Annotated in this window: 23 protein-coding genes and 3 pseudogenes; 7 read left to right on the top strand and 19 right to left on the bottom strand. The window is 57.4% G+C overall.

Annotation, left to right across the window (positions count from 1 at the left end; genetic code table 11):
- Positions 1-125: 125 nt before the first annotated feature.
- The 7 genes from ACVBAU_RS08935 to ACVBAU_RS08905 form a co-directional block, all read right to left on the bottom strand.
- Positions 126-524 (bottom strand): IS30 family transposase, encoded by a 399-nt coding sequence (locus tag ACVBAU_RS08935; protein WP_448328954.1) that lies wholly within the window; start codon positions 522-524, stop codon positions 126-128.
- A gap of 96 nt (positions 525-620) precedes the next feature.
- Positions 621-1,205 (bottom strand): gamma-glutamylcyclotransferase family protein, encoded by a 585-nt coding sequence (locus ACVBAU_RS08930; protein WP_448325787.1) that lies wholly within the window; start codon positions 1,203-1,205, stop codon positions 621-623.
- Positions 1,202-2,011: an MFS transporter gene (locus ACVBAU_RS08925; RefSeq protein WP_448325785.1), complete on the bottom strand. Its 810-nt coding sequence runs from the start codon at positions 2,009-2,011 to the stop codon at positions 1,202-1,204. Before ACVBAU_RS08925 ends, ACVBAU_RS08930 begins: the two co-directional genes overlap by 4 nt.
- Positions 1,954-2,463 (bottom strand): hypothetical protein, encoded by a 510-nt coding sequence (locus ACVBAU_RS08920; RefSeq protein ID WP_448325784.1) that lies wholly within the window; start codon positions 2,461-2,463, stop codon positions 1,954-1,956. Before ACVBAU_RS08920 ends, ACVBAU_RS08925 begins: the two co-directional genes overlap by 58 nt.
- Before the next feature lie 40 nt (positions 2,464-2,503).
- Positions 2,504-3,115, bottom strand: coding sequence for a hypothetical protein (locus ACVBAU_RS08915; RefSeq protein ID WP_448325782.1), 612 nt, complete (start codon positions 3,113-3,115; stop codon positions 2,504-2,506).
- 10 nt (positions 3,116-3,125) lie between these two features.
- Positions 3,126-4,103, bottom strand: coding sequence for a lysylphosphatidylglycerol synthase transmembrane domain-containing protein (locus ACVBAU_RS08910; RefSeq protein WP_448325780.1), 978 nt, complete (start codon positions 4,101-4,103; stop codon positions 3,126-3,128).
- A 230-nt stretch (positions 4,104-4,333) separates the two neighbouring features.
- Positions 4,334-4,750 (bottom strand): MerR family transcriptional regulator, encoded by a 417-nt coding sequence (locus ACVBAU_RS08905; RefSeq protein WP_448325778.1) that lies wholly within the window; start codon positions 4,748-4,750, stop codon positions 4,334-4,336.
- A gap of 307 nt (positions 4,751-5,057) precedes the next feature.
- Between ACVBAU_RS08905 and ACVBAU_RS08900 the strand changes: the two are divergent.
- Positions 5,058-5,213: pseudogene (locus ACVBAU_RS08900) on the top strand (ATP-binding protein); the annotation flags it as partial.
- A gap of 642 nt (positions 5,214-5,855) precedes the next feature.
- Here the strand turns inward: ACVBAU_RS08900 and ACVBAU_RS08895 are convergent.
- From ACVBAU_RS08895 to ACVBAU_RS08885, 3 genes and pseudogenes are all read right to left on the bottom strand, one after another.
- A pseudogene (locus ACVBAU_RS08895) lies at positions 5,856-8,190 on the bottom strand (heavy metal translocating P-type ATPase).
- A 233-nt stretch (positions 8,191-8,423) separates the two neighbouring features.
- Positions 8,424-9,095 carry a TVP38/TMEM64 family protein gene (locus tag ACVBAU_RS08890; protein ID WP_448325776.1) on the bottom strand — a complete coding sequence of 224 codons (672 nt, stop codon included), beginning with the start codon at positions 9,093-9,095 and terminating at the stop codon, positions 8,424-8,426.
- 1 nt (position 9,096) lies between these two features.
- Positions 9,097-9,483 carry a DUF302 domain-containing protein gene (locus tag ACVBAU_RS08885; protein WP_138923460.1) on the bottom strand — a complete coding sequence of 129 codons (387 nt, stop codon included), beginning with the start codon at positions 9,481-9,483 and terminating at the stop codon, positions 9,097-9,099.
- Between the two features lie 240 nt (positions 9,484-9,723).
- Between ACVBAU_RS08885 and ACVBAU_RS08880 the strand changes: the two genes are divergently transcribed.
- On the top strand, positions 9,724-10,095 hold the full coding sequence (locus tag ACVBAU_RS08880) for an SHOCT domain-containing protein (RefSeq protein WP_206338727.1): 372 nt from the start codon (positions 9,724-9,726) through the stop codon (positions 10,093-10,095).
- 734 nt (positions 10,096-10,829) lie between these two features.
- Here the strand turns inward: ACVBAU_RS08880 and ACVBAU_RS08875 are convergent.
- The gene (locus ACVBAU_RS08875; RefSeq protein WP_448328952.1) at positions 10,830-11,840 is read right to left on the bottom strand and encodes a purine-nucleoside phosphorylase; all 1,011 of its coding nucleotides are present in this window, start codon (positions 11,838-11,840) and stop codon (positions 10,830-10,832) included.
- Positions 11,841-12,589: 749 nt separating this feature from the next.
- Positions 12,590-13,443, bottom strand: a pseudogene (locus ACVBAU_RS08870) (ATP-binding protein).
- A gap of 910 nt (positions 13,444-14,353) precedes the next feature.
- Between ACVBAU_RS08870 and ACVBAU_RS08865 the strand changes: the two are divergent.
- On the top strand, positions 14,354-14,581 hold the full coding sequence (locus ACVBAU_RS08865; RefSeq protein ID WP_448325773.1) for a hypothetical protein: 228 nt from the start codon (positions 14,354-14,356) through the stop codon (positions 14,579-14,581).
- Positions 14,582-14,650: 69 nt separating this feature from the next.
- On the opposite strand, the gene ACVBAU_RS08860 is transcribed toward ACVBAU_RS08865, so the two are convergent.
- Complete coding sequence (locus ACVBAU_RS08860) at positions 14,651-14,911, bottom strand: hypothetical protein (protein ID WP_448325771.1); 261 nt, start codon at positions 14,909-14,911, stop codon at positions 14,651-14,653.
- Positions 14,908-15,468 carry a hypothetical protein gene (locus tag ACVBAU_RS08855; protein WP_448325769.1) on the bottom strand — a complete coding sequence of 187 codons (561 nt, stop codon included), beginning with the start codon at positions 15,466-15,468 and terminating at the stop codon, positions 14,908-14,910. The genes ACVBAU_RS08860 and ACVBAU_RS08855 overlap by 4 nt, the downstream gene beginning before the upstream one ends.
- Before the next feature lie 291 nt (positions 15,469-15,759).
- Here ACVBAU_RS08855 and ACVBAU_RS08850 point away from each other — a divergent pair, with 291 nt between their 5' ends.
- Positions 15,760-16,299 carry an acyltransferase gene (locus ACVBAU_RS08850; protein WP_138923485.1) on the top strand — a complete coding sequence of 180 codons (540 nt, stop codon included), beginning with the start codon at positions 15,760-15,762 and terminating at the stop codon, positions 16,297-16,299.
- 76 nt (positions 16,300-16,375) lie between these two features.
- On the opposite strand, the gene ACVBAU_RS08845 is transcribed toward ACVBAU_RS08850, so the two are convergent.
- The gene (locus ACVBAU_RS08845) at positions 16,376-16,819 is read right to left on the bottom strand and encodes a winged helix-turn-helix transcriptional regulator (protein ID WP_448325767.1); all 444 of its coding nucleotides are present in this window, start codon (positions 16,817-16,819) and stop codon (positions 16,376-16,378) included.
- 191 nt (positions 16,820-17,010) lie between these two features.
- On the opposite strand from ACVBAU_RS08845, the gene ACVBAU_RS08840 reads away from it, so the two are divergent.
- Positions 17,011-18,429 (top strand): MATE family efflux transporter, encoded by a 1,419-nt coding sequence (locus tag ACVBAU_RS08840; RefSeq protein ID WP_448325765.1) that lies wholly within the window; start codon positions 17,011-17,013, stop codon positions 18,427-18,429.
- 65 nt (positions 18,430-18,494) lie between these two features.
- Here ACVBAU_RS08840 and rsgA read toward each other — a convergent pair whose 3' ends face one another.
- Positions 18,495-19,541: a ribosome small subunit-dependent GTPase A gene (gene rsgA / locus ACVBAU_RS08835; RefSeq protein WP_448328950.1), complete on the bottom strand. Its 1,047-nt coding sequence runs from the start codon at positions 19,539-19,541 to the stop codon at positions 18,495-18,497.
- A gap of 181 nt (positions 19,542-19,722) precedes the next feature.
- Between rsgA and ACVBAU_RS08830 the strand changes: the two genes are divergently transcribed.
- Both ACVBAU_RS08830 and ACVBAU_RS08825 read left to right on the top strand, forming a co-directional pair.
- Positions 19,723-20,052: an arsenate reductase family protein gene (locus ACVBAU_RS08830; protein ID WP_448325763.1), complete on the top strand. Its 330-nt coding sequence runs from the start codon at positions 19,723-19,725 to the stop codon at positions 20,050-20,052.
- Between the two features lie 217 nt (positions 20,053-20,269).
- On the top strand, positions 20,270-20,908 hold the full coding sequence (locus ACVBAU_RS08825) for a DUF998 domain-containing protein (protein WP_448325761.1): 639 nt from the start codon (positions 20,270-20,272) through the stop codon (positions 20,906-20,908).
- 75 nt (positions 20,909-20,983) lie between these two features.
- Here ACVBAU_RS08825 and ACVBAU_RS08820 read toward each other — a convergent pair whose 3' ends face one another.
- From ACVBAU_RS08820 to ACVBAU_RS08810, 3 genes are read right to left on the bottom strand one after another with little or no spacing between them, the layout of a single operon-like run.
- A complete protein-coding gene (locus ACVBAU_RS08820) occupies positions 20,984-22,606 on the bottom strand; it encodes a xanthine dehydrogenase family protein molybdopterin-binding subunit (protein ID WP_448328948.1) in 1,623 nt (540 codons plus the stop codon).
- Entirely contained in the window at positions 22,494-23,294 is an 801-nt protein-coding gene (locus ACVBAU_RS08815; protein WP_448325759.1) for a molybdopterin cofactor-binding domain-containing protein, read from the bottom strand. Before ACVBAU_RS08815 ends, ACVBAU_RS08820 begins: the two co-directional genes overlap by 113 nt.
- On the bottom strand, positions 23,287-23,757 hold the full coding sequence (locus tag ACVBAU_RS08810) for a (2Fe-2S)-binding protein (RefSeq protein WP_138923492.1): 471 nt from the start codon (positions 23,755-23,757) through the stop codon (positions 23,287-23,289). The genes ACVBAU_RS08815 and ACVBAU_RS08810 overlap by 8 nt, the downstream gene beginning before the upstream one ends.
- Positions 23,758-23,759: the final 2 nt, after the last annotated feature.

Genomic DNA, 23,759 nt, shown 5'->3' with positions numbered 1-23,759 from the left:
TGACATGGGTGGCCCTTTGCGGACCTTAGCCATGACTTCAAGATGCTGCAGTGCGGCTCGTCATTGCGGCCATTTATTCATTCTGCAGCATTCTATCAAGTTAAGCGTCGGTCAGCGCTGTGGTTTCAACGGATCGCCGCAAGACACGCTTCAAATTTCTCTGCGGGGGTTTGATATTGCGAGGTCTTTCGAGGTCTCTCGTTGAGCAGGCGGGCCACGGCGCTCAGCTCGGCCTGACTAAAGCCCGATAAATCAATGCCTTTCGGGAAGTATTGGCGAAGAAGTCGATTGGTGTTTTCATTACTCCCTCTTTGCAAAGTTGACTGAGGGTCACAAAAATAGTCGTCGATCTTTGTCGCCAGGGTGAACTTTCGATGGCCGGCCATCTCTGACCCACGATCCCTTGTCAGCGATCGATACATCTCTTTTGGCAGTTTGCGCGGCAAATAGTTTAACTTACTGCCGATCTGGAATGGGTCGAGACGCAGTCCGGGTGTTTTTAAGAACCACCTACCAACGGACAAGTTGGGCAACAGAACCAGTATTGCGATGGCGACTGCGCGAAAAGCGAAACGACAATTGGACTATACGATCGGGGTTCATCCGTGTGCCTCTCTACATTAAGTGCTGACTCCGGCATGTCGCACAGCGTTCAGTTTTCCGATCCAATGGTCTGGCAAATTGTGCTGGACCGCTCCCTCACGGATCAGAGTGATGTAGCGCAGGGACGGTTTACCGTCCTTGGGCTGGCCGTCGGCGATCAGGCTGAAGGCGCGGAGCCGGTTGCCTGCACGATCCTCGGCATCAAGCCAGATCGGGTAATATCGCCAACCCGGCACGCCTTCGGTCGAATGCAGCCAGACCATATCCCGGCGCGTCATTCGGTATAGAACGCCCCAAACCTCTTCTTCTGGCGCGGGTTCGATGTTTGCGGGGGCGGACAGCCCACGTGGCCGGCCCTGAAGATTGAAACGCAGCCTGTAGTCTGGCGCACATCCTACACGCCATTCCAAAGGCTCCATCTTGCGACGGCCCAGAAAAACGCTGTTGTTCATGTTGGCCCCGAATGCGAAATACCAGACCTCGTCATCAGGATGGCCGTCCAAAGTCAGGCCCCATCCGCGGTACCAGAGCTGAGCGAGCGGCCAATAGCGCAGGATAATCGGCAACCACAGGCGTTTCAAGAAACGGCGAAAGGCGATCATCTGGGGGCCTCCTGGTCAAAACGCGAGATGCGTAACAACAGCATCAATTGGGCCCATGCGGCAAGGATGGCAGCGATAAAGACCGCATGGATCGAGATCAGTGATATCAGAACTGCCCCAAGCAGCGGCAAAAGAGCCGCAGGCGAGGCCAACGCGTTGAAATACGCTGAATAGGCCGGGCGTCTGTCATCGGGCGATATTTCCATCAGGTAGCCCAGATAGCCAATGGTCACGCCGTTCATCATCGCACCAATCAGCGCAAAGAGCACCAAGTAGCCCCACAGGCCAGTGCCCAGACCCAGCAAAACCAGTACCAGCAGCGGTGGCACGATCCGGATAAGCGCCACGGTCTGCAACATCCGCAACTTGCCAGCGCCGTCGCCAAGTTTGCCCCAGACCGGGTTGGAAACCAGCGCGCCTACGGTCTGCGCGCCCAGCAACAGCCCGACGTCGGCAGCAGTGACACCGCTACCGTTCGCTGCGACGACATAGAACGGCAACGCCATTAGGGTCGCGCCTCCCAGCCACTGGGACTGGAGGAACAACCGGAACCGGTTATCAGTCCTCAGGACATGCCAACCACCGCTTAAGAACGCCCGAACATCCTGCGGTGGTTTGCGCCCAACCTTAGGGGGTATTATCGGCGGTTCACCCGCCGAGACGAACAACATCAAAGACAGGACCATCAACAGTGCTGCCAATCCGAAAATTAGAGCGTAGGCCTGAAGGTTCGGCAAGATATCAAGCGTTAGCCGCACAAAGGCGGCGACCGCCAGCCCAAAAATACCGCCCCCGAAAACCGCCACGCCAGCATCCGGCTGCGCGCCTCTGATGGGATCGACCGTCCAACGATATCGTTATACGGCACCGCGACGACGCCGCTGACAAAGGCGTAGAGCGTCCATAGCCCCAGAAATACCCATCCCAGTGCGACCGCAGACATGCCAGCACCAAACCAAAGAAGCAGAGCGATCAACCCTGCCATCAACGCCCGCCCCAACGCACCAAAAACGTAGAACGGCATGCGACGATCCGCGCGTTCAGCCAAGAAGCCGACAACAAGTTGCGGTAGAAGCCAGCCCAGACGCAGCACAGCGCTGGCAAAGCCGACGGCAAACGCGCTGCCCGTCAGTTGGAAAACAAGGCTTGCCACGATGGTAGCGGAATCGATCGCAGTACTTCCCGCTTGAAAGGCAGCACCTGCGCCCGCGATGCGCCAGAAGCGGCCGCGCTCGGTCGTGGGGTTCGACTTCCCCATCACATGGCCCCAGCACAGGTTTGTTGCATACGGTCCATGGTCATGGCCAATCTATTCCGTCGGTGGATCGACCGAGCGCTTGTCGCAAAGCAGCTATATCATGCACGCCACCGCTGTTGCGGACAGCACGATCAATGCGCAGGGCTGCGTTGTACCCTTGGGCTGCCTGCCGGTCGGGTGCGCTATCATACGCGACGTGGTAACGCGCTGCGAATCTGTTTGTGGAGGAGAGCGCATTGCCGATCCAGATCTCAGCGGATGGCAGCGTGCCCGGTGAGATGACCAAGGTCCCGTCGTCAGAAATGCGCGACGGTGCGACATCCGTTCCGCTAAAATTCACGATCACCGTTGCGGCAGTCCTGGGGGCACCTTCGAGCCAGGTGATGCCTTCCGCAGCGTTTGCGGGTTGAACGCGGATAAACAGATCGGTACCGCCAAGTTGCCTGTCCGAGGTTTCCGCCGCAAGGCTGTCGCGCTCACTGGTGGCGACGCGCATACCTTGGATTGTCGGGGCCAGTTTCAAAGGCTCCGCAGCCGCAGTTGCATCTAATGTCACCACGAAGCTGTGGGCTGATGCCACATTTAGCGTCGCTGTTAAAACAGCCGTGAGCGCAATACCGATGGCGGCAACCACCGACCGACAAGTCGGCAAAGATCGTCTCCTACTGTCCGTCACGCGCGATCTCCTTATGTTTGCTGCGTATGTCGATACCGGATTGCCACAATACGATCAGGCCGCCCCCGACGACTACGATGATCGAAATCATCCAGTTGAACAGGATCATCAGCAACGCTTGTTCTTCCGGGACACCCAAAAGGTTGAAGGCAAACGCCGACCCGATCACAAAGCCGCCCGGCACCCGTATGAAACGGGTCAGAACCAAGGAAAATCCGGCAAATACCATCAGGAAAATATAGTCGAACGGGGCAAGTACGATGCCGACAGCAAGGCCTGCCCAAACGTAGTGTGTGGCCGAGATGAGCTTGGCTGCGACGGCACCCAACAGCACGTTTAACCGGTGCCTGCGTGCCTTGGGCCATACCACCCCATCACAGAGCGAGCCGCGCAACTGTGCACCATTGGCGCGAAACCACTTTGCCACCCAGTCGAAAAGGCGGCAAATCAACGGGCCGTCCTGAGCCAGCAACGTCCGAAACCGGAACAGCGCCCACAACAACCCCCCGAACAAGACGAAATTGATCGCCCCCGCGACCGCAAGTCCAAGCTCCAGATTGCCACTGACCTGCGGTATTTTGCCCGCCATCGCGACAAGCCCCGCGAACAGCGCAAAAACCACACCATCAATGAATCGCGCGATGATCGTCGTAGACAACACCGTGCCCATCTTCAGGTCTTCCATCCGCGCGATCAACCACGAGCGTACCAGCGGACTGATCCCCAGCGGCACCAGCACATTGGCCCCATACCCGGCAAGCAATGCACCGGTTAACCGCAGGGTACGCACCGGCTTTACGTCATGCAGGATCTGACGCCACTTCCAGCCATTCACAACTTGTTCCAGCAAAATCGTGGCTGTCAGCATCAACACCCAACCAAGATGTGCCTCGCGAAGACCAGTTAGAAAACGGCCGAAATCCAGATCCCGGTACAACCAAAAGATCAGAGCCAAGGCGATCACGGCCCCAACCAGCGGCGGCAACCAGCGTCGGACAAGGGAACGGGACGGCGTTTTTGGTGAAATGGTGTCGATGATAATCTCCGGTCGGGGTTGTCAGTGCACCTCCCAATCATCTTCACGAAGGACAGGGCGTGGATCTATAGTCGCACTGCTGCGGTTGTCGATTCTGGTGCAGATTAACCGCCGTACCATGGTACGGTGTCAACAAAAGTCTTCGTATAACACGACTTTCAGACCGAACATTTCGGCCGCTCGATGGCACCGATGATTGAACAGGCACCAAGGTCGCCATTTCCGGGGCAACCGTCGATCAATTCGTCCAGCAGCGTCGCGATCTTTTGCAATCCCTCCAGACGTTCCTGAACTTCGCGTCGTTTTTGGACCGCCAGCTTACGAACGTCGTGGCAATTGGCATCAGCACGCGCCCTTAAAGAAAGCAGATCTGCGATCTCGCTAAGAGAAAAACCGATGCCTTGTGCGTCCTTGATGAACCGCAACCGGCTTACAGATGCAGCATCATAGAGACGCGGGCGGCCATCCACAGGTTTCATCGGCTGTGTCAGCAATCCGCGGCGTTCATAGTATCGGATCGTTTCAACATTCACTTGCGCCGCTCGTGCCGCCTGTCCGATTTTGAGATTTGCCATTGTTTCGACCTTTCAATCCTGATCCGTGTTGCAACATTATAACCATTATCCACTTTGGGTTATCATGAACTGGACGGGCTTTGTTATTCAGAAAAGTTGCCTGCCGACGCACTTAAACGTCATCAATTCAGTCGGCGCGCCTACGGTGTAATCGTTATTAGGCCAACAACAATGCGCTAATAAATGCGGAATGCGGGGCTGCATTGCCGGTACACCTTGTGGCCGTTTCTGCCAGGATACGTTCGTTCCTCGCGAGCGCGGACTTTTTCGTGCCTATATTTTTCAGGTGTTCTTTGACGACCGTCGGGACTTGAGCTTTCGCGAATGGGCTACGGTCATCAGCTATCCCAAGATGACGACAGCGCGGCGCGATCGCCTGACCCACCGCTGCCAGATCGTTAAGAACGGAAATGATAGCTTCCGCTTCAAAGCCAGTTCAGCCACAGCGCGCAAAGAAGAGTAAGTACAATCATGCATTGACCAATGCCTGACACCCGAAACATGACTTAAAGGTAGCTAACTTTTCAATGGAGAATCCGGCTCCCTTCCGCGTGGCAATCTAAATCAAGCCCTCCTGACCTAAGCGGACGCTATCTTACAGAAGGGGGTCGAAAGCGGATGTTCAGAACTGGCGGTTCTCTGGTTGGCAACGCTTTGACGTGGATCAATGATCGAGCAACAAATCACCTCCAAGTCAGTTGGAGACCAGAATTTCACATCACCGAAATACGCAATACCATAGGCCGTACGCATCGCTTACTGCATCGCAGCGTTTGAGACGAATGGGTTCGGCGCCGCCTTCTACACCGCAGAAAGAACTCGAATCCGTTACCATTTGAATGTCGGCTGTCGGCGTTGACCCAATTTCATCGCGCACCTGCGGCGAGTTCACACTTTCCGCCCTTCATCCCAAAGGTCTTCGCAACCGCAGCGAAAACAGAGCGCCTGAAGCGAACGGTATGAAGGTCCGCTTAGCAGACTGTCGCTTCTCATCTCGACACTGAAGTAGTGTGTAAGCGCGGCGAACGACCGCTGTGAGCCCGAAGTGCGAAAATTCTGCAGCACAGCGAATGCTGCTTTTGAACCCTTGAACAGCCGTTTTCCTTTATAGGTCAATTCGCCGGAGGCGCAGCGCGTTGCTGATAACCGAGACGGACGATAGGCTCATCGCTGCCGCCGCAATCATTGGTGAAAGTAAAAGGCCCGTGACGGGGTAGAGCAATCCCGCCGCAATGGGCACGCCAAGCGTATTGTATGCGAAGGCGAAAAATAGGTTCTGCTTGATGTTGCGCAGGGTAGCGCGAGCAAGTTTGCGTGCGCGAACGATGCCCATGAGGTCGCCACCCAGAAGGGTAATGCCTGCACTTTCCATCGCAACATCTGCACCCGTGCCCATCGCGATACCGACGTCGGCGGCGGCCAGTGCGGGCGCGTCGTTCACGCCGTCGCCCGCCATCGCGATCTTGTGGCCTTCACGACGTAATGTATCGATCAGCGTCTTTTTGTCTTCCGGCAGGACACCCGCGCGCACCTCGTCGATACCGAGCTTGCCCGCGACCGCCTGCGCCGTGCGCTCGTTGTCGCCTGTCGCCATGATCACCCGCAACCCTTCGGCATGCAGTTCCTTGATTGCCTGGGCGGTGCTGTCCTTGATTGGGTCTGCGACGGCTACGATGCCCGCAAGTGCCCCATCGACCGCAATGAACATCGCCGTCTTGCCTTCAATGCGCAGGGCGTCGGCGCTTGCTTCGGCGTCGCTCGTATCCAAGCTCATTTCCTGCATCATCGCGGCATTGCCGAGGGCGACTGCGCGTCCGCCAATCTCTCCGCGCACACCCTTGCCGGTGACGGCCTCAAAGTCGGTAGCCTCTTGCCGCGCTGCGCCGACCGCTTCGGCCCCTTCTACGATCGCTTCGGCCAGAGGATGTTCAGACCCGCGTTCCAGTGCCGCGGCCAAAGACAGCAAGTCTGCCTCGGAAATATCCCCCAGCACCAGCGTGTCCGTCAGCTTCGGCTTGCCCCTCGTCAGCGTGCCGGTCTTATCGACGATCAGCGTGTCAACACCAGCCATGCGCTCCAGCGCCTCTGCATCCTTGATCAATACGCCCGCTTGCGCGCCTCGTCCGGCAGCAGTGGTAATGGAGATTGGTGTCGCAAGTCCAAGCGCGCAGGGGCAAGCAATAATCAGCACAGAGACGGCTGATGCGATCGCAAAAACCAGTGCAGGTTCGGGCCCAAAGATCATCCACGCAACGAAAGCTAAGATTGCAATACCAACGACTGTCGGCACAAAAATGGCCGAGACCCGATCCGCCAGTCCCTGAATTGGGGCACGTGATCGCCGGGCGTTCGATACCATGGTCACAATCTGCGCCAGCACAGTGTCAGCGCCGACCTTTCCCGCTTCGATCACGAGGCTGCCATTCTTGTTGATTGTGGCACCGGTCACTGCATCGCCGGGGCCTTTCTCGACGGGCATCGACTCGCCTGTGAGCATGCTTTCGTCCAGCGACGACCGCCCTTCGATCACTGTCCCGTCCACCGGAACCGCGTCGCCGGGGCGCACGCGCAACTTGTCGCCCTCCATAATGTTTTCCAACGGCGCGTCGTATTCAGTTCCATCCGGCAAGATACGCCGCGCGGTCTTGGGCGCGAGATCGAGAAGCGCGCGGATCGCGTCTCCTGTGCGTTCACGCGCGCGCAGTTCCAGCACCTGGCCGACAAATACCAGTGCTATGATCACCACCGCCGCTTCGAAATATGTGCCGACTCCATGGCCCATGCGATATTGTTCCGGAAAGAGGCCCGGCAGGAAGGTCGCGAAGATCGAATAGAGATAGGCCGCACCAACGCCAAGACTGATGAGTGTCCACATGTTGGGCGAGCGGTTCACGACCGAATCCCACCCCCGTTTGAAGAACGGCAAATACTGCCCAGAGCACGATGGGCGTGGCCAGCACAAACTCAAGGTAGCTGGCCATCTGATGCCCGATCCAGTCGCGAACCGGCAATCCGACCACCCCCCCCATGGTCAGGACGATCAGGGGCACTGCTGCACCAGCCGAGATCCACATACGGCGGGTAAAGTCGGTCAGCTCCTCGCTGGGCTCATCCGAAGGAACCATCGGTTCCAGCGCCATGCCGCAGATCGGGCAGGCACCGGGCGCGTCGCGGATGATTTCAGGATGCATCGGGCAGGTATACTGCGCGTCCGCAGGGGCCACCTTTGGGCGCTCTGCGCTTCGGCCGGTTGCATAGAACCACGGGTCTTCTTTGAATTTCGTCTGGCATTTCTCGGAGCAGAAATGGAAGGTCTCGTCTCCGAACGCAGCGTGGCGCCCATCGGGCTTGACCGCGACCGTCATCCCGCAGACCGGGTCCTTTACCGTCTCGGCTCCCGTCGGAATGTCGGGCGCGGCGTGATGATGATCGTGGTCCATGATGTGGCAACCTTTATGAGTCTGTTGTAGTTTCACGCGTCCAGTGACTGGAAGCTCAAGTTATTTTTGATGGTGGCCTGCAGCGTATGCCCTGATAGGACGACGCGCGAGGAACGCCCGGCGAGTTCCGCAAAGGGCCCGACAGCCCGAAGATGCCCGCGCCGATCATCACTTTGGTGCCCATGGCCACCCCGCCGGAAAGTGTGATGCTGTCTTCCTGTAGGCGTCCGCAATCAGGATTTCTTTGGGGTTTTGCGTCGGGTCGCTATCCAGATCAGGGGTAATCCGGTGACCAGACCGAGCCCGAGCACCGCCCATGTCGCCCGCCCGAGGTCACCGCTGACCGCCTCCCCACCGAAATGGGCAAGCAAGAAGCTCGCCGGAACGATGCCTGCCAGTGTCGCGAGCGCGAAGCGCCAGAGGTGAAGGCGGCTGAGACCTGCCGCGTAACTGATCATGTCAAATGACACGAATGGCATAAGGCGGCTCGCAAACACCGTCATTGTCAAAGCGGTTTGCGAGCCGAGCAGACCGGCATCAACCCGATCACCGAACACCCGCCGCAAGACATCTTGCCCCAGAACGCGCGCGAGGCCGAACGCGATCAGTGCTCCGAGTTCGGCACCAATTACGACCTGCACCGTCCCCCAGAGATGCCCGTAGGCAGCGCCCGCGGCCAGTGCGATCGGGGCGCTCGGGATCGGGCTCGCCACAACCGCGACAGTCATCAGCGTGATAATCACCACAGGACCCCACATACCTGCGCGTTCTACCAGCATATTAAGACGCTCGGCGTCCATCAACTCGCGTGCCTTTACGAACACCGAAGGCGCGAACTGCCATAAACCGAGCAGAGCGACCCCAAGGATCGCCAGCGCTGAGAGAATGCCGGCGCGCAGGCTCACCTCAAATCGCCTCGACTGCCTTCGTTAGAAGTTCACGGACCTCGCCCGCTATGGCAGTCAGTTCAGCGTTTTCGATAGCCTGCATCGACGCCACCGGGTCGACGGCGCTAACTTCAACACCGCCCTCTGCTTCGCGTAGGATGACGTTGCAGGGCAGCATCGCGCCAACCCGCGGCTCTAGCCCAATGGCAGAGTAGGCCATTTTCGGGTTGCAGGCACCAAGTATGCGATAGGACGCCATCTCGACATCAAGCTTCTTCTTCATCGTCGTCTTTACATCGATTTCGGTCAGTATACCAAAACCATGGTCCGCAAGGGCGCTTCGGGTTCGGGCGTCGATATCGTCAAATGAGCTGTCATTGAACATGCGATTGATTGTGTAACTCACGAACGTGCACTCCTTTATTGGCGTGATAGACGCAGAACCGGGAACCCGGCACCATGTAAGCACTTGTTTGATCGCTTTAGATTCTTTCGAAATGCGAATTGCGCATCGGTATCCTGCAATGTTCTACAGCATTTTGTTGGCACTGTATTGATCCAGATCACAACCCGAGCCCCATTCTTCGCGTATAGCTTGATGCTCAGCAGGTCGTCCGAGTTGCTGTTAATCGAACGGAGGCATGAAATGGAACTCAAGAACAGGGTATATGTCCCGGGTATAGTGGCAGCATTCAGCGTGGCAGCCACGTCGGCTATGGCACAAGTCGGAGAAATTCCGAGCCGAAACGGCTTTTACGATCATGGCCATGACATGATGTGGGGCGGCAACCAGTGGGGAGGGTTTGGAATGATTGTTGGGCCTATCTTTATGATTCTGATTGTGGTCGGGATCGTTGCGGGGATCATATACCTCTTGGGGTTGTCCGGCGCGACCAGACCCGGTTCGAAAAGTCATGCGGCGCACGACCGAGCCCTGTCGGTTCTCAAGGAACGTTATGCCACAGGTGAGATCGACTCGACCGAGTTTACCGAGCGCAAGAAGCTACTTACTGACTGATCCACGACGCGCCCGGTTTTGTCGCGATAGGCAAAACCGCGGCTCTGCGTGAGGCTTGAAAGCTGGGAGTCAGTCTGCGGTTTGGTCTTGGCGCAACAGCTAATACTCCGCTGGAAAGGTTCAGTTTGACCACCAAATTTCAAGAATGTTCGAGGAAGAACAGAATCTAAGACTTGTTTGCATGTCGAGTGACGTTACAACCCATCCGTTGTTCAGCCATTCACTGGTGGAGGAGCCCTTCGCCGAACTGAAACGAGCCGCCATCCGAGGAAAGTCCATTAGCGCTAGCGCTGCGAACTCACATTTTGTCCGCACAGCTGACTTTCACCAATCGATAATGCTGAACGATACATGAATGGCCGGTCTCGGGAAGCCGCCGTGCGGCATCGGAGCCAGGTCTGAATGTCGGCTTCGGGCCGTTCTTGCCGGACCAGCTTATGCTGCAAATGCGAAGGCCTGCGCTCCTCACGTGGTCAGTTTAGGCTCACAGCCGACCTTCGCCGCACCTGCAGATAAAAGATAAGGCGTTAAAGGTATTTTAGATTCGTTGTGCGGACGAAGCTGACATTCGCTTTGTCACGAATTAGCGTATAATAGTGGCTATCGCGCCAAAGTACGCTTCGACACGGCCATTTGGCGTTTTTCCACTGTATGTTCCAACTACAGTGCAAGCCTAATGCAGGCAGGCGAAATTTATCTCGCCTGCCTGCCCGCACACTTTGAAAAAAGCTCGTTCAGTTGTGTGTTCGTGCTGGAACGCCTGTCCGCCAGTTGTCCCAATCCGCCACAATCGCATCCACCACCGGCGCACCTACAAGAGTGATGTTGGCAACGGTTTCAGCGAAACCACCCGCCGTTTCCCCCGGGGCGGGATCAAGATGCTGCTGCGTGGTTTCGTTCGGGTGGCCCTGGTCGAAGTTCACTGCGCCGCGAAGGCTGAGAATCCGCTCCGTACCGTGAGTGCGGTTAATGACCAAAGCCAAGGCCGCCGCTTCCATTTCCGTGATCAGATAATCATCCGCCCCATAAAGGTTCGCGATATACTGAGCTTCGTTCGACAGGCCTGGTCCATGGAAGAAGGTATCGCCGGTCATGTGGGTTCCAGTCTTCACCGAGGGCGCAGCCTGCGCCGCAGCATCGGGATACCGCATCCGGTAAGCCTGCGCCGACTCCGAGTCCTGAAGCTCAACGTCGTTGGAAAGGTCAACGGCCGCAGATACCAAAGCGGGGTTCATTTCGAACAAGCGATAGGCTTCATATCCCTTGCGGGGAATGAAAACCGGCGCGTCGGCAATACCTTCCTCGGGTGCCCAGCGATGGCCGAGGTCATAGTCGACCAGCCAGGTTGCCCAGCTTACGTCCGCGATTGTGCCGCGCGATGGAGGCGTCCCAGCAACACCTGAAAGCACGTAATAGGCTTCTGAGAAATCGAAGTGTGGGTTCAGCAGGATGGCCTGCATCGAAGCGGAAGAGTTAACTTTGCCCATCCCAAGAACCGAACCGCATACGCCATCATCGTTGCAATGGACGCCCCGCAGTGCACCCGGGACTGCAATGAGTTGGGCACCTTGCCAGTATTTCTCGAACCAATGCTGATACTCGCCGGCCCGATCGCCTGTGTTTTCACCAATCTCGAACATGGTCCCGATGAAAACCTTCACCTTCACCGGTTCGGCAGCGGACACGGCTTGGGGCGCGACGGCGCCAAGAGCCAAAATGAATGCGTATCGTGCGAAGTTCAGCATGGTCACCTCTTTCCTTTTGTTTCAATTTTTTCTTGGCATACTCGCACAAAACACTTCAAGGCAACAATCAACTCGCAGCGCTTGTCTGTTCTATGACGTGCTATGTGATTACGAAAGCGAGCGGCTGGGATTGTAGCACCTGCACCCCACCAATCGATCTCTAACGTCTGCATTGGCTCTTGGGATCAAGATGGGCGAGTCGGTGTTTGATATCCGTGACCTGCTTAGGCGGCATAGGGTCAAGGCGCTGTCATCCAGCTACACGCTTACGGCGACCTCAGCCGACGCGTCGTCAAGATCCTGCACATAGACAAGATTTGTGCAGGCGACTACCGGCTCAACGGTAAGGTATTCCGCGGTGCTCCCACTCAAGAGCGCTCAATAAACCCGTTTTTCTGGAACGGCTTGAGAAGGGTCGTTTTTAGGCTGCCAAAAACCCCATTAAAAACTCAAGCAGTTGTTGAAGGTTTTTGGCTCTCTCGTGTCAGTAGACATTAGCTGCACTGAAGAAAGTCAATAAAGAGGGCTTGAAGCGGACCTCTGCCACGCCACCAGATTTACGATGCGCGGACAATCTCCGCGGGTCGAAGCCCCGCCAGTCGCACCTCGTGCCATCGGATGTAGCCGTTCAGGTTCTTGCTGGCCGGCCCACAAAACGGCAAGATGAACCTCATGTGTTGGCTGTCACCTAAAATTGACCCGATTATTGTTACAGAGATTTAATCCGCTCAGTCGTTATGCTTTGTTGGTCATGATATGGTCAAAGCTGGTGTGTCCTTTCGTTTCTGTTTCGCGGTTTCGCAACTGGCTTTGAAACGGTAGCTGCCGTTTCCAGTCTCGAGGATGCGGCCGCGATAGGTAAGTTGGTCAAGCAAGGCAGTGGTCATTTTGGTGCCACCGAAGGCTGGTGCTCCTTCGCTGAAGCTATGGTTGGTGGTGATAATAGCGCTGGTTCGCTCGTAAAGCTTGCTGAGAAGGTGGAACAACAAAGCACCGCCTGAGGTACTGAAAGGCAGATCGCCCAGCTCGTCTATCACCCGGCAGGCGATTGCGTAGCAATCCGCTGGGAGGGCCAGATCACCAAATCCGCCTTGATCAGTGCCTCAGCGATCTTCCCGGCTTTGCCCTGAACCTTTTCCTGCTCCAGCGTATTGACCAGTTCGACCGTCGAGAAGAAGCGCACGGGCTTGCGGTGATGTTCTATGGCCTGAACGCCAAGGCTTACGCCGAAGGCGTGCGGATCGCACGACCGCGACGTGCGATTTGCCCGTGCCAGGACAGCCCCCTCTCGGGCATGCTGCGCATACCCTGCCGGGCAGTGGATCAAGACGACATTCTCAGCCGCGTCCGTGAACTCGCTACGATGCAGTTGGCGCACGAGGGCCTCGTTGTTCTCACTGGCCGCGAAGGTAAAGCCAGAGAGATCCTTGTGGGCTGGGAAGCGGGCGGCCTTCATATGATAAGCGATTGAGCGCACTTCGCGCTCAGCCATCTCACCTTTGAGGCGTTGCGAGAGTATCGGGACCGCTGCATCAAACGCAGATGCCCCTTGTTCAAGCAGATCCCCAACAGGCGTGGTACGCCCTTTTACGAAACCCGCCATTAGCAGGTCGGCAAATGCTCCTTTACCACCTTTGCCAGAGGGCAATTTTAGAGTGCTTGGCCGGAGACGCCTGACAGGTGGGAACGTACGGAACAATCATATCAATCTTTCAGAGTTCTTGAATACCTTTCCACAGGACCAACGTGATTGGAGGAAAAATAAATCTTATGGAGCTCCACGGAAGATTGAGATTGACTGGGGCGGACCGCAACCGATCCTGATCGATATTGATGGATCCAAAGCCATCTTCCGAGGACGCGGGTGGGTACGGCGCTTCTTTGAAGCGTCGAAAGCAAAAGAAGGTGATTATGTGCTGATTACGGAGACTGCCACCTACAAGGTTTTCCTGCGCTTGGAGCGCGGAGAGTGATCAGTGCAATAGGAAAACCGTACGGAGCCAGCCCGTTTTTGAACAGCCGTATAAAACCGTGGGTCCACCCATACACCAATTGGGCAGAATGACTTCCTCCAACGGCTTGATGAAAAAACTTCTTGGGTACTGGCATAAATCAGTAAATCGATTGTGGCACACAGTGGATTCGGTCAGGACTCACGCCGAGAATATCATTTAATTTCAGTTCGTTAGGATTGAAGCTATGAGCCCTACCGTCGGAACCGTAGAAAGCCCTCAAGTCTTAAACTTGAGGGCTTTTTTGATAGTTGAAGTGGTTTTCCCCAATTTGTTTCTTGGCCCTAGGTTCAGCACTCCTGTCGCGAACTGGTGTGCCGCCCAAAGCGTCCCCGTTCAGCGCCAGATTTTACGCAGTTTGATCATACAGTCCGGCTGGATATTCCTTGAAGCAGCATCGGTGCTGCGGGGAGCTTGCCACCATTGCGCTGCGCAGCCTTTACCCGTTGCCGTCTCTAATATGGCCCGGCGGCCGCTGCGTGACCCTATCCAACAGCGACCGTGTCCGAACTGACCCTAAAGCTTTCGTTCGAGCACATCCCGAAGCGTCTCTTTATCGAGCACCAAAACCGCGGCGATTTTCTGCGTCTGGAATTTTCATCGTCCAGCTCAGACCACCGTTTCATGCCCATCGGCGGCATCGCTCTGCATTTCCCCTTCCGCTTAAATTTAAACGCATACAGCTTCGGGGATCACATCGGCCTTGAGAGCCCATTAGAGAGAAAATGAGCACGATTCACGCTTGAGCCACCCCAGCCCCGCGGCGCTGACCGTTTGCTTTCCTTTGAGCAGAAGACGTTACACGGTCGGCGTCGGGGGATACGCAAATCTAGCATAAAAATAGCTGTCGAGACACGTAACATAAGCAAGATTTTCGACCTTGAAAAAGCTCACCTTTTTCGATGACGATGGCGACGTCCCCAAGCGCGGTAATGGCATTTTTCCAACGCCGAAGATATCGCTACGCGTCTTAAAACCCTCCAGCAGGTTTACCATGTCGATGCCAACCGCCTCGATCGTATAACCGCCTTCCATGCACATCACGGCGGGAAGCTTCATACGCCCGATCCGCCGACCGGCATCGGTGAAATCGTCACTTTCCAGTTTGAAAAAGCTGATAGACCGTCCTGCACCAGCGCCTCGGCGCCCCAAGCGGTAATTTTGGCAATCGCGTCATCCAATGCAGTAGACCAGACGTCGCATCCATTGCCGTCATGAAAATCGATATCAAGGATCGCAACCCGGTGCGTACCCGATGTACAAAACATTTTTGCCGCAACAGCCGCGTTATTGATCAAGCAGTCGCCGCCGTACTGATCTGCCGTGGCATGGTGGCCTGGCGGGCGACATAGGGCGAAAGCGCAGTCCGTTCCTGCCGCAACATGACGCTGCGCGGCTTCCGCGCAAGCGACTGAGCTAAGCGCAGCAGCCCATGTGCCCTGCGTCATCGCGGTCTCAGATGCATGACAGTAATAGCCGACCTTGCCATCAATATCTGTGCGGGTTTTGCCCATGTGCATGCCGCGCACGGGTACATTAGCGGCAATGATTTCCCCAACCGACAATTCGGCCTGCGGAAAATGTAGCCTATGATCTTCATTGTGATAAATAGGCATTTCTTATTACGCCTTTGCGAGCTGCCGGGGTCTCGGGCTTCGAACACGAAGTACAGATAAGAAGCAGTTGGCTAGACGCAGTGCAGAATTCATTTCCCAAGGGCGCGGTCCCACCTGCTGAGTAGTTCTGACACATATGTTTGCATCAAAGGTCAGCCCCGAGCCCAGACTGACCGACGCTGCCGCACGTACATTTTAGTATAACCTCGAATATGACACGGACTGTCTGGTGAAATGTGCGTCTACCCCGTACGAATAATCGATTTCATTTTTTAAAAGGGTTTTCCCGCAATGAAGATAAGAACACGCGAGATTCGCGCCGCGTGGCGCAGGTTGATCGGTCGCGGAAAAGTAAGGATTGGAGCAGATCCGAGAATTGCACGGGGTGTGCGTTTCAATTTCAAACTTGGCGGCACTATAACGCTCGGGGCACGATGCACATTGCAAGCTGGAACGATACTCGCTCCGACGGGCGGTTCTATCGAATTGGGCGACGACTGTAGCCTGAACCCCTACTCTATACTCTATGGCCAAGGTGGACTGAAAATCGGCAACGGGGTCCGGATCGCTGCTCATACCGTTATAGTCCCCTCCAACCACGGCTTTGACGATCTAACCCAACCGATTTTCAAACAGAAATCTACCGGCCAAGGTGTCGTGATTGAGGATGATGTCTGGATCGGTGCCAACTGTACGATACTTGATGGTGTTCGTATCGCTAAAGGATGCGTCATTGGCGCGGGCTCCGTCGTTAGCAAGTCGACCGAACCCTTCGGGATCTATGCGGGAGTACCCGCGCGCTTTATCAAAAAGCGCGGAACGACAGCTTAGTCTGCAAAGCGGACTTGGCTCTCGGCTGTAATGTCGATCCTGATCGCAGGCACGCCGTGCAGGACGGGTAGATTGCTTATTCAGCCACCACGGCTGTGACGTTCCGGTGACTGATATTCTGACCGGTGTTCGCGTCGACCAATACCGGCGCGACCGGGTCGCCTGTCTCGCGTGACAACAGCTTGACCGAGGGCTCGCCCTCGGGCGGGACATGCGCGTTTGCCCATTCGATCAAAGTCACAAGCATTGGATAAAGCGCTTTGCCCCGCTCTGTCAGTCGATATTCATATCGCTGCGGACGCTGTTGGTAGAGCTCCCGGCGCAGCACGCCAGCCGCCTCGAGTTTGCGCAAGCGGTCGCTGAGAACATGGCGGGTGATGCCAAGCCTCTCCTGCATCTGCTCGAACCTGCGGACGCCTAGGAAGCAGTCGCGCAGCACCAGCATGGTCCAACGGTCGCCGACGACAGACAGACCGCGGGCGACGGGGCAGGCTTCTTTGTGAAGATCGTTCCATTTCATCTCTATACCATAGCAGGGATTGACAGGTTCCGAAAGAGAACTTACCCATAGTTAGTTCCATAAAAGAACTCAGTTCGTGGCCGTGTGATAAGGCACCTGAGTGGTCAATAAGGGTGGCCTTGACCGTAAAGAGCCCTGGGACCATTTCGAACTTCAATGGTGCTCCGGATGTGCCAGAAAGACAGAAGACTATGATCCCCCGCGCGACACCTACTGCGGCCGCAACTCTCGCTGATGCAGGGGCTGCTGCACGTGCCTCGCGCACGCGCCTCATGCTCGAAGCACCGATTGCACCCACTTTGGGAAGGCTTGCGGCACCCAACGTGCTCGCAATGTTCGTGCAGGCCGCGCAGAGCATCGCTGAGGCTTATTTCGCCAGCCTCCTTGGCGTCACTGCGTTGGCAGGGCTGGCATTGGTGTTCCCGCTGGTGATGCTCACACAGATGCTTTCGGCCGGGGCGATTGGCGGGGCCATATCCGCTGCCACCGCGCGCGCCCTCGGAGCGTCGGACGTGGACCGGGCCGCAACGCTGACCCTCGCCGCCTGGATCATCGCCATAAGTTTCGCTGCCCTCATGGCGGTGCTGGTCGCATTATTTGGCACACGATTTTTCATGATGCTGGGCGGTGGAGATGACACAGTCGCCGCAGCGACGACCTATGCGCTGGTCTTTTTTCCCGGCTGCGCGGCGATATGGCTTTGCAATGCTTCGCTCAGCGTGATCCGCGGCACCGGCAACATGCAAATGCCTGCGCTGCTGTTGCTGATGGTATCGGTCATCTCCATCCCCCTTTCGGGCGGCTTTGCCCTTGGATGGGGGCCGTTGCCTGCCCTTGGCATGGCCGGACTGCCGCTTGGCGTGATAGTGGCGTTCTCGGCAGGCGCGTTTGTTTCCATCGGCTATATTGTCTTGGGTCGGACGGGTCTGTCCTTTCGCGGCGCAGTAAAACGGCTCAATCTCGGCATCTTCAGCGACATACTAAGTGTCGGTGCGCTGGCGGCGATTAATACGGTGCTGACAACCGTTACCATCATCATGATGACGGGGCTGGTCGGCCGCTATGGCGAGGGTGCGCTGGCAGGTTACGGCCTTGGCGCGCGGCTTGAGTTCCTGATGATCCCCGTAATTTTCGGCATTGGTGCCGCGATGACCGCCATGGTCGGAGCCAACATCGGGGCCGGCCGCACCGACCGCGCCCTGCGCGTGGCCTGGACCGGCTCTCTGGCCGCGGCGGGTATTGTGGGCAGTATCGGCCTGCTGCTGGCGGTCTTTCCGGACCTCTGGCTGGGGATGTTCCTTGACCCCTCTAATACCGTGGCACTTGAAGCCGGGCGCAGCTACTTCCGCCTCGTCGCACCGTTCTATGCGTTCTTCGGGTTGGGTCTGGCGCTGTATTTCGCGTCGCAGGGGGCGGGCCGCATGGTGTGGCCGGTAATCAGCAGCTTGAGCCGCATGGCCATTGCTCTGGTCGGGGCCCTTATACTCACTACATACGCAGGCATGGGAGTTGAAGGGATATTCGTTGCCATAGGCTGCGCCATGCTGGCCTACGGGCTGATCATCGCGCTAGCCATACGGCACAATGGCTGGCGAAAGGGGAAGCCCTGACAGCGACTGTAACGGGACGATACACCAAGGGCCGGAAAGGCTGCGCGCGGTGCTGGACCCATCGGTCAGCGACGTCTGCCTGGCGCCTTTATAATCTTGTTCCCACGAGGACCCGACGGGGTGACGGTATTGGTCAGGTTTTCCTCCGTCAGCTTACGCCATCGGTCAAGGCGTGCTGGGTCGATTGTCCCGCTGGCGACCGCACTTTGAACCGCGCAACCGGGTTCATGAGCGTGGGTGCAATCGCGGAAACGACACTGGGTCGCGAGCTCGACAATCTCTGCGAACAGCGTATTTAGCCCGTCCGCGACATCGCTGACATGCAGCGTTCGCATCCCGGGCGTATCGATCACCCAGCCGCCACCCGCAATCGCATGGAGAGAGCGCGATGTGGTTGTGTGACGCCCCTTAGCGTCGTCCGCGCGAATATCGCCTGTTGGCTGGGCGTCCTCGGATGACTTATTCGACAGCGTATTCAGCAAGGTCGACTTTCCAACCCCAGACGATCCGACAAGGGCGACGGTCTGACCCGGGCCGCACCAACGCGCCAAAATCAATGCCGCATCCGGTGTTTTCGCATTCAGCATGACGACATCCAACCCGACTTGAAGCGCTTGCGCCTGCTGAACGTAGGGTGCGGGATCAGACGTCTGGTCAATCTTGGTTAGGACGATCACCGGAACCGCCCCCGCCTCGTTGGCCAGCGCCAGATACCGCTCCAGTCGTGCCGGATTAAAGTCGTCATTGCAGGAAGTGACGATCAAAAGCGTGTCAACGTTTGCAGCAATAAGCTGCGCTTGCCGGCGGCCTTCGGCTTGGCGCTGTAACTGCATCCGTCTCTCCAGCCGCCGGACCAGCAAGCGGTCTTCGCGGGCCACAAGAACCCAGTCCCCCACGGCGAAGTCCGTCGTGTTCGTCCGCGCGGAAAGTTTCAGCCTCACAGGGCCAAGTTCGGACATCGCAGTGACCCGGTCGCGGTGTACGGTCGCGATGCGCATGGGGGCAAGCTCGGCTTCGTCGGGCTCCAACTGCGCGTCGTAAAATGCCGACCAGCCAAGAACGTCCAATGAAACTGCGCCCTGATCTGATGCCTGATCTGATGAATGTGTCATGGCGATCTGAATGGCGGTGAAATCACCTTGTTGCAAGCTTTCCTTAAGGCCAGCGCAACCCCGATGACGCGGCAGATCCGGCCGAGAGCTCACGTCACCCGACGCACACAACCGATCGGATGGTTGCGCTGAACGCGTCGATGCACGAGATTGCGGGATCGAAAGCATAGGAGACTACAAGATGATGATCTACGGCTTACAGACCTGCGCTACCTGCCAAAATGCCCGCAAAGCATTGGAGGCCAATGGAATTACTGTCGCTTTCCGTGATGTTCGGGCAGATCCGCTGAGCGAGGCAGAATTGTCGGAGCTGATCGCAGAGTTCGGAGATCGGCTGGTGGACCGCAAATCGAACGACTACCGCGCGCTCAATAACTGGCTGAAGAATTCCGAAGCAGAGGCACAGATCGCGGCACAGCCCAAGGTCATGGCGCGTCCGGTCATTCGTGACGGGGACACATTCTTTCTAGGCTGGGACGATGCTGTTCAGGAAGCTTTGCTTGGGGACTGACGCACCCAATTGGAACGAACAGTAGGCCAATCCAGTTGATCTGCTGAAGGCTGCACGAACGGGCCCAATTTGAGACGGCATCATGGCGGTCTGATGGGCTAAAGTCGGATAGGCCCCTTCCTGCGGATTGCCCTATTCACAATCACGCAATCATACCGCCGCCGACGCGAACGACAGCCTTAGACAAGCAGCGATCGAAACAACGCAGGAGCCGACAATGAGCAACGAGGGTGTCCCCCCTGCCCACCAGGACCAACCGCAGTTGATGATCCTTTTAGGCTGGTTCGTAATCTTCGGTTGCGCGGCGCTTGCGCTATCAATCCTAATCGCGGATTTTGTTGTGCCTGATCACGATTGGATCGCCGACACGATCAGCGATTTGGGTGCCGGACGCTTTGAATTCATCGTCGACATCGGGCTGTATACCTATTCGGCGGCGGTGCTGTCAGCCACCTTACTTGCGGCACATGTGCATATGGGCGACCGCGGGTGGAGCATCGGTATCCTTGCGTTGCTCGTCTTTGGCTTAACCGTTTTTCTGATTGGTGCGCGCAACGAATACGGTGATGCCGACAGTGACGGCTGGGTTATTCACAAATATCTCGTCTATGCCCTTGGCGCGGCGGTCGCGACCGTTGCTTTTGCGATGGCCAAAGGCCTGAAACGCGCGGACGCGCGGTATTCTTATGCGTTGCAGGGGTTTGGCGCACTTTGGGTCGTCGGCGCGCCGGTGTTCTTCTTTCTGCCAAACGATATCGATGGTCTTTATGAACGAGGTCTGGGGGTCCTTGCGAGCGGGATCCTGATCACCTTGGCGATCTTTTTCATTCGCCGCGGGCACGCATTGGGCCGCTAGATCAGATCGCTTTGCGGTCCGACGCCGAAGCAAGTGCAAACGGGCGGGCGCAAGATTGCGCCCGCCCGTCTTATTTTAGGCCTTCTTTGCTGCAAGCACAGCATCGCCGGTGATCGGCAGGTGACGTACACGTGCGCCGGTCGCGTTAAAGATCGCGTTGGCAATCGCCGGTGCAATCACGGTCGTACCAGGCTCGCCCAGACCAACCGGTACTTCGGTGCTTTCGACAAAGGCGATCTCGAGCTCGGGCACATCGGCCAGACGCAGCGGCGTATAGGCCCCGAGGTTCAGGTCAATAACGTTGCCGTTCTCGATCCGTGTACCTTCGTGAAGCGCCAAGGACAGTCCCCAAAGGGCCGCACCTTCGCATTGTGCGCGCGCCCCGTCGGGGTCCACAACAGTGCCGCAGTCGAACGCCAGCCACATCTTCTGGACATCCACCTCGCCCGTTTCGGCATCCACCGCCAGCTTGACCGCCGCCGCTGTCCAGGTCGGCATGCTGCGCGACTGGCCAAAGGTGGTGGCAATACCGATTGCGGTGCCCTCGGGCAGATCTGCGTTACCATAGCCCGACATCTCGGCCACGCGCTGTAAAACAGCAGCCTGACGCGATGCACCACCAACCGCATTGGGCGCAGAGCCCGCGTTGATGCCTTCGGCCTTCAGGTGATCCAAACGGAACTGCAACGGATCGGCACCGACTTTATGCGCGGCTTCATCCATAAAGCTTTCGACCGCAAAGTTGGTCCAGCCCGGTCCAACCGACCGCAGCCAACCGGGACGGAAGGTCGCGTTCGCCAGATCGTTCGAGATCGCCCGCACCTGATGCGCGCCCACCGTGTACCAGTGATCGGCACCATCGATGGCAAAGGGATCATAAGGTTCTTCGTTGACGCCTTTGGGCATAAAGCCCGGTGCCATCACCTGCGTCGGCCAACCGGCTGCGGCGTGGTGCTCCATCCCTATGACCGATTTGGCATCGTCAAACGCCATGCGTAGTTTCTGCACGGACGGCGAACGGATGCTGTCGAACTGGGCATCTTCCTCGCGCGAGAATACCAGCTTCACCGGCTTGCCAACAGCTTTGGACGCCAGCGCTGCAGGTACGATATAATCGCCATTCAGACGACGGCCAAAGCCCCCACCCAACATATAGCTGCGCATCACGATCTTGTCGGCAGGCACCTCCAAGGCAGCGGCCAGCGTCGGCAAGATCAGCGATTGCCACTGGTTCCCCGCGTGTGTTTCCCAAACGCCATCAGCGTTCTGGAAGACAGTGGCGTTCACCGGTTCCATCTGGAAGTGCAACACGGATTGCGTGGTGTATTCCGCCTCAAGCGTGTCCGCCGCCCCATCAAAGGCTGCCGTGGTGTCGGGCTGCTCTGTGTGCAGGATCGACCCTTCTTCGCCTTGGATCAGCTCGCGTGAACGCGCCTGAATGTCTTCCTCCGACACATTTGCCGTCTCGCCCGAGGTCCAGTCGACGCTGATCTCATAGGTCGCCTTGCGCGCTGCGTGCAGCGTTTTGCCCAGAACGACAACCCAACCCGGCACTGTGCCCGACGGATCTTCGAGCACCACAGTTTCAAGGTAGCCCTTGATGTCTTTGGCGGCGGTATCGTCCACGGAATTCACCTTGGAGCCATAGCGCGTCGGCGGCAGCATCGGCACGCCGTAAACCATTCCGTCGACCTGCATCCAGACCATAGATCGCCTGACCCGTGGTTTTTGCATCCAAATCAAGCGGGTGCACGTCCTGACCAACAAGGCGCAGATCGGCGTGTGGCTTGAGCGGCAGAGCTGCCAGCTCTTCGTCGGTGAAGCTCCGGTCGAGCCCTTCGGCCACCAGATCACCATAGCTGATGGTTTGGGTACCGTCGGTCACAGCACCGTCACGCGCCGTCAGGCCGGAAGCGTCTACGCCCCATTTGGCTGCCGCAGCTTCGATCAATGCGGTACGGCCAGCGGCACCTGCTTGGCGGTAGACGGGCCAGCTTTGCCAGATCGACCAGCTGCCGCCTGTGACCATCAAGCCCCATTTCTCGTCTGTATCAACGTGGGTGATGTGTACATTTTCCCATGCGACTTCCAGCTCGTCCGCCAGAATACGCGCGATGGCTGTGCCGACGTGTTGGCCCATCTCGGCGCGGATGATATTGACGTTGACCTGACCGTCAGCATCGATCCAGTACCACATTGACGGCTCGAACGTGTCGCCATTGGGGGTGACCGGCGTGCCGTCTGGCACTGCAGGGTTCATCGCGGCGTTCGACGCCTGCGGGAAGCCAAAGGCAACACCAACGGCAGTCATGGACACAAGGAACCCACGGCGGGTCAACTGTCGTTGCGTGTCTGCGCCTGTGAGGCGGGAAATCAAATTAGCCATTGTCGGAGCCTCCCATAGCGGTGGCGGCATCGCGCACGGCTTGACGGATACGGGTATAGGTCATGCAGCGGCACAGATTGCCGGTCATCACCGCGTCGATGTCGTCATCGCTGGGGTTGGGCGTGTCTTGCAACAACGACGCCGCCTGCATGATCTGGCCGGACTGGCAGTAACCACACTGGGGCACCCGCAGGTTGCGCCAGGCTTCTTGCACAGGGTGGCTACCGTTTTCGTCCAACCCTTCGATTGTCGTGACTTTCAGTCCTTCGACGTCGGAAAGATAGGTGATGCAGGACCGGACGGCAGCGCCGTCGATGTGTACGGTACATGCGCCACACGCGCCGATGCCGCAGCCAAACTTGGTCCCTGTCAGCCCGATCTCGTCACGGATCGCCCACAACAGGGGCGTATCCGGCTCTGCGTCGACAGAAACCTGCCGTCCGTTTAATTCGAATTCAATCATTA

Source organism: Sulfitobacter sp. M13 (assembly GCF_053474885.1).
This window is presented reverse-complemented; position numbering and strand designations above follow the sequence as displayed.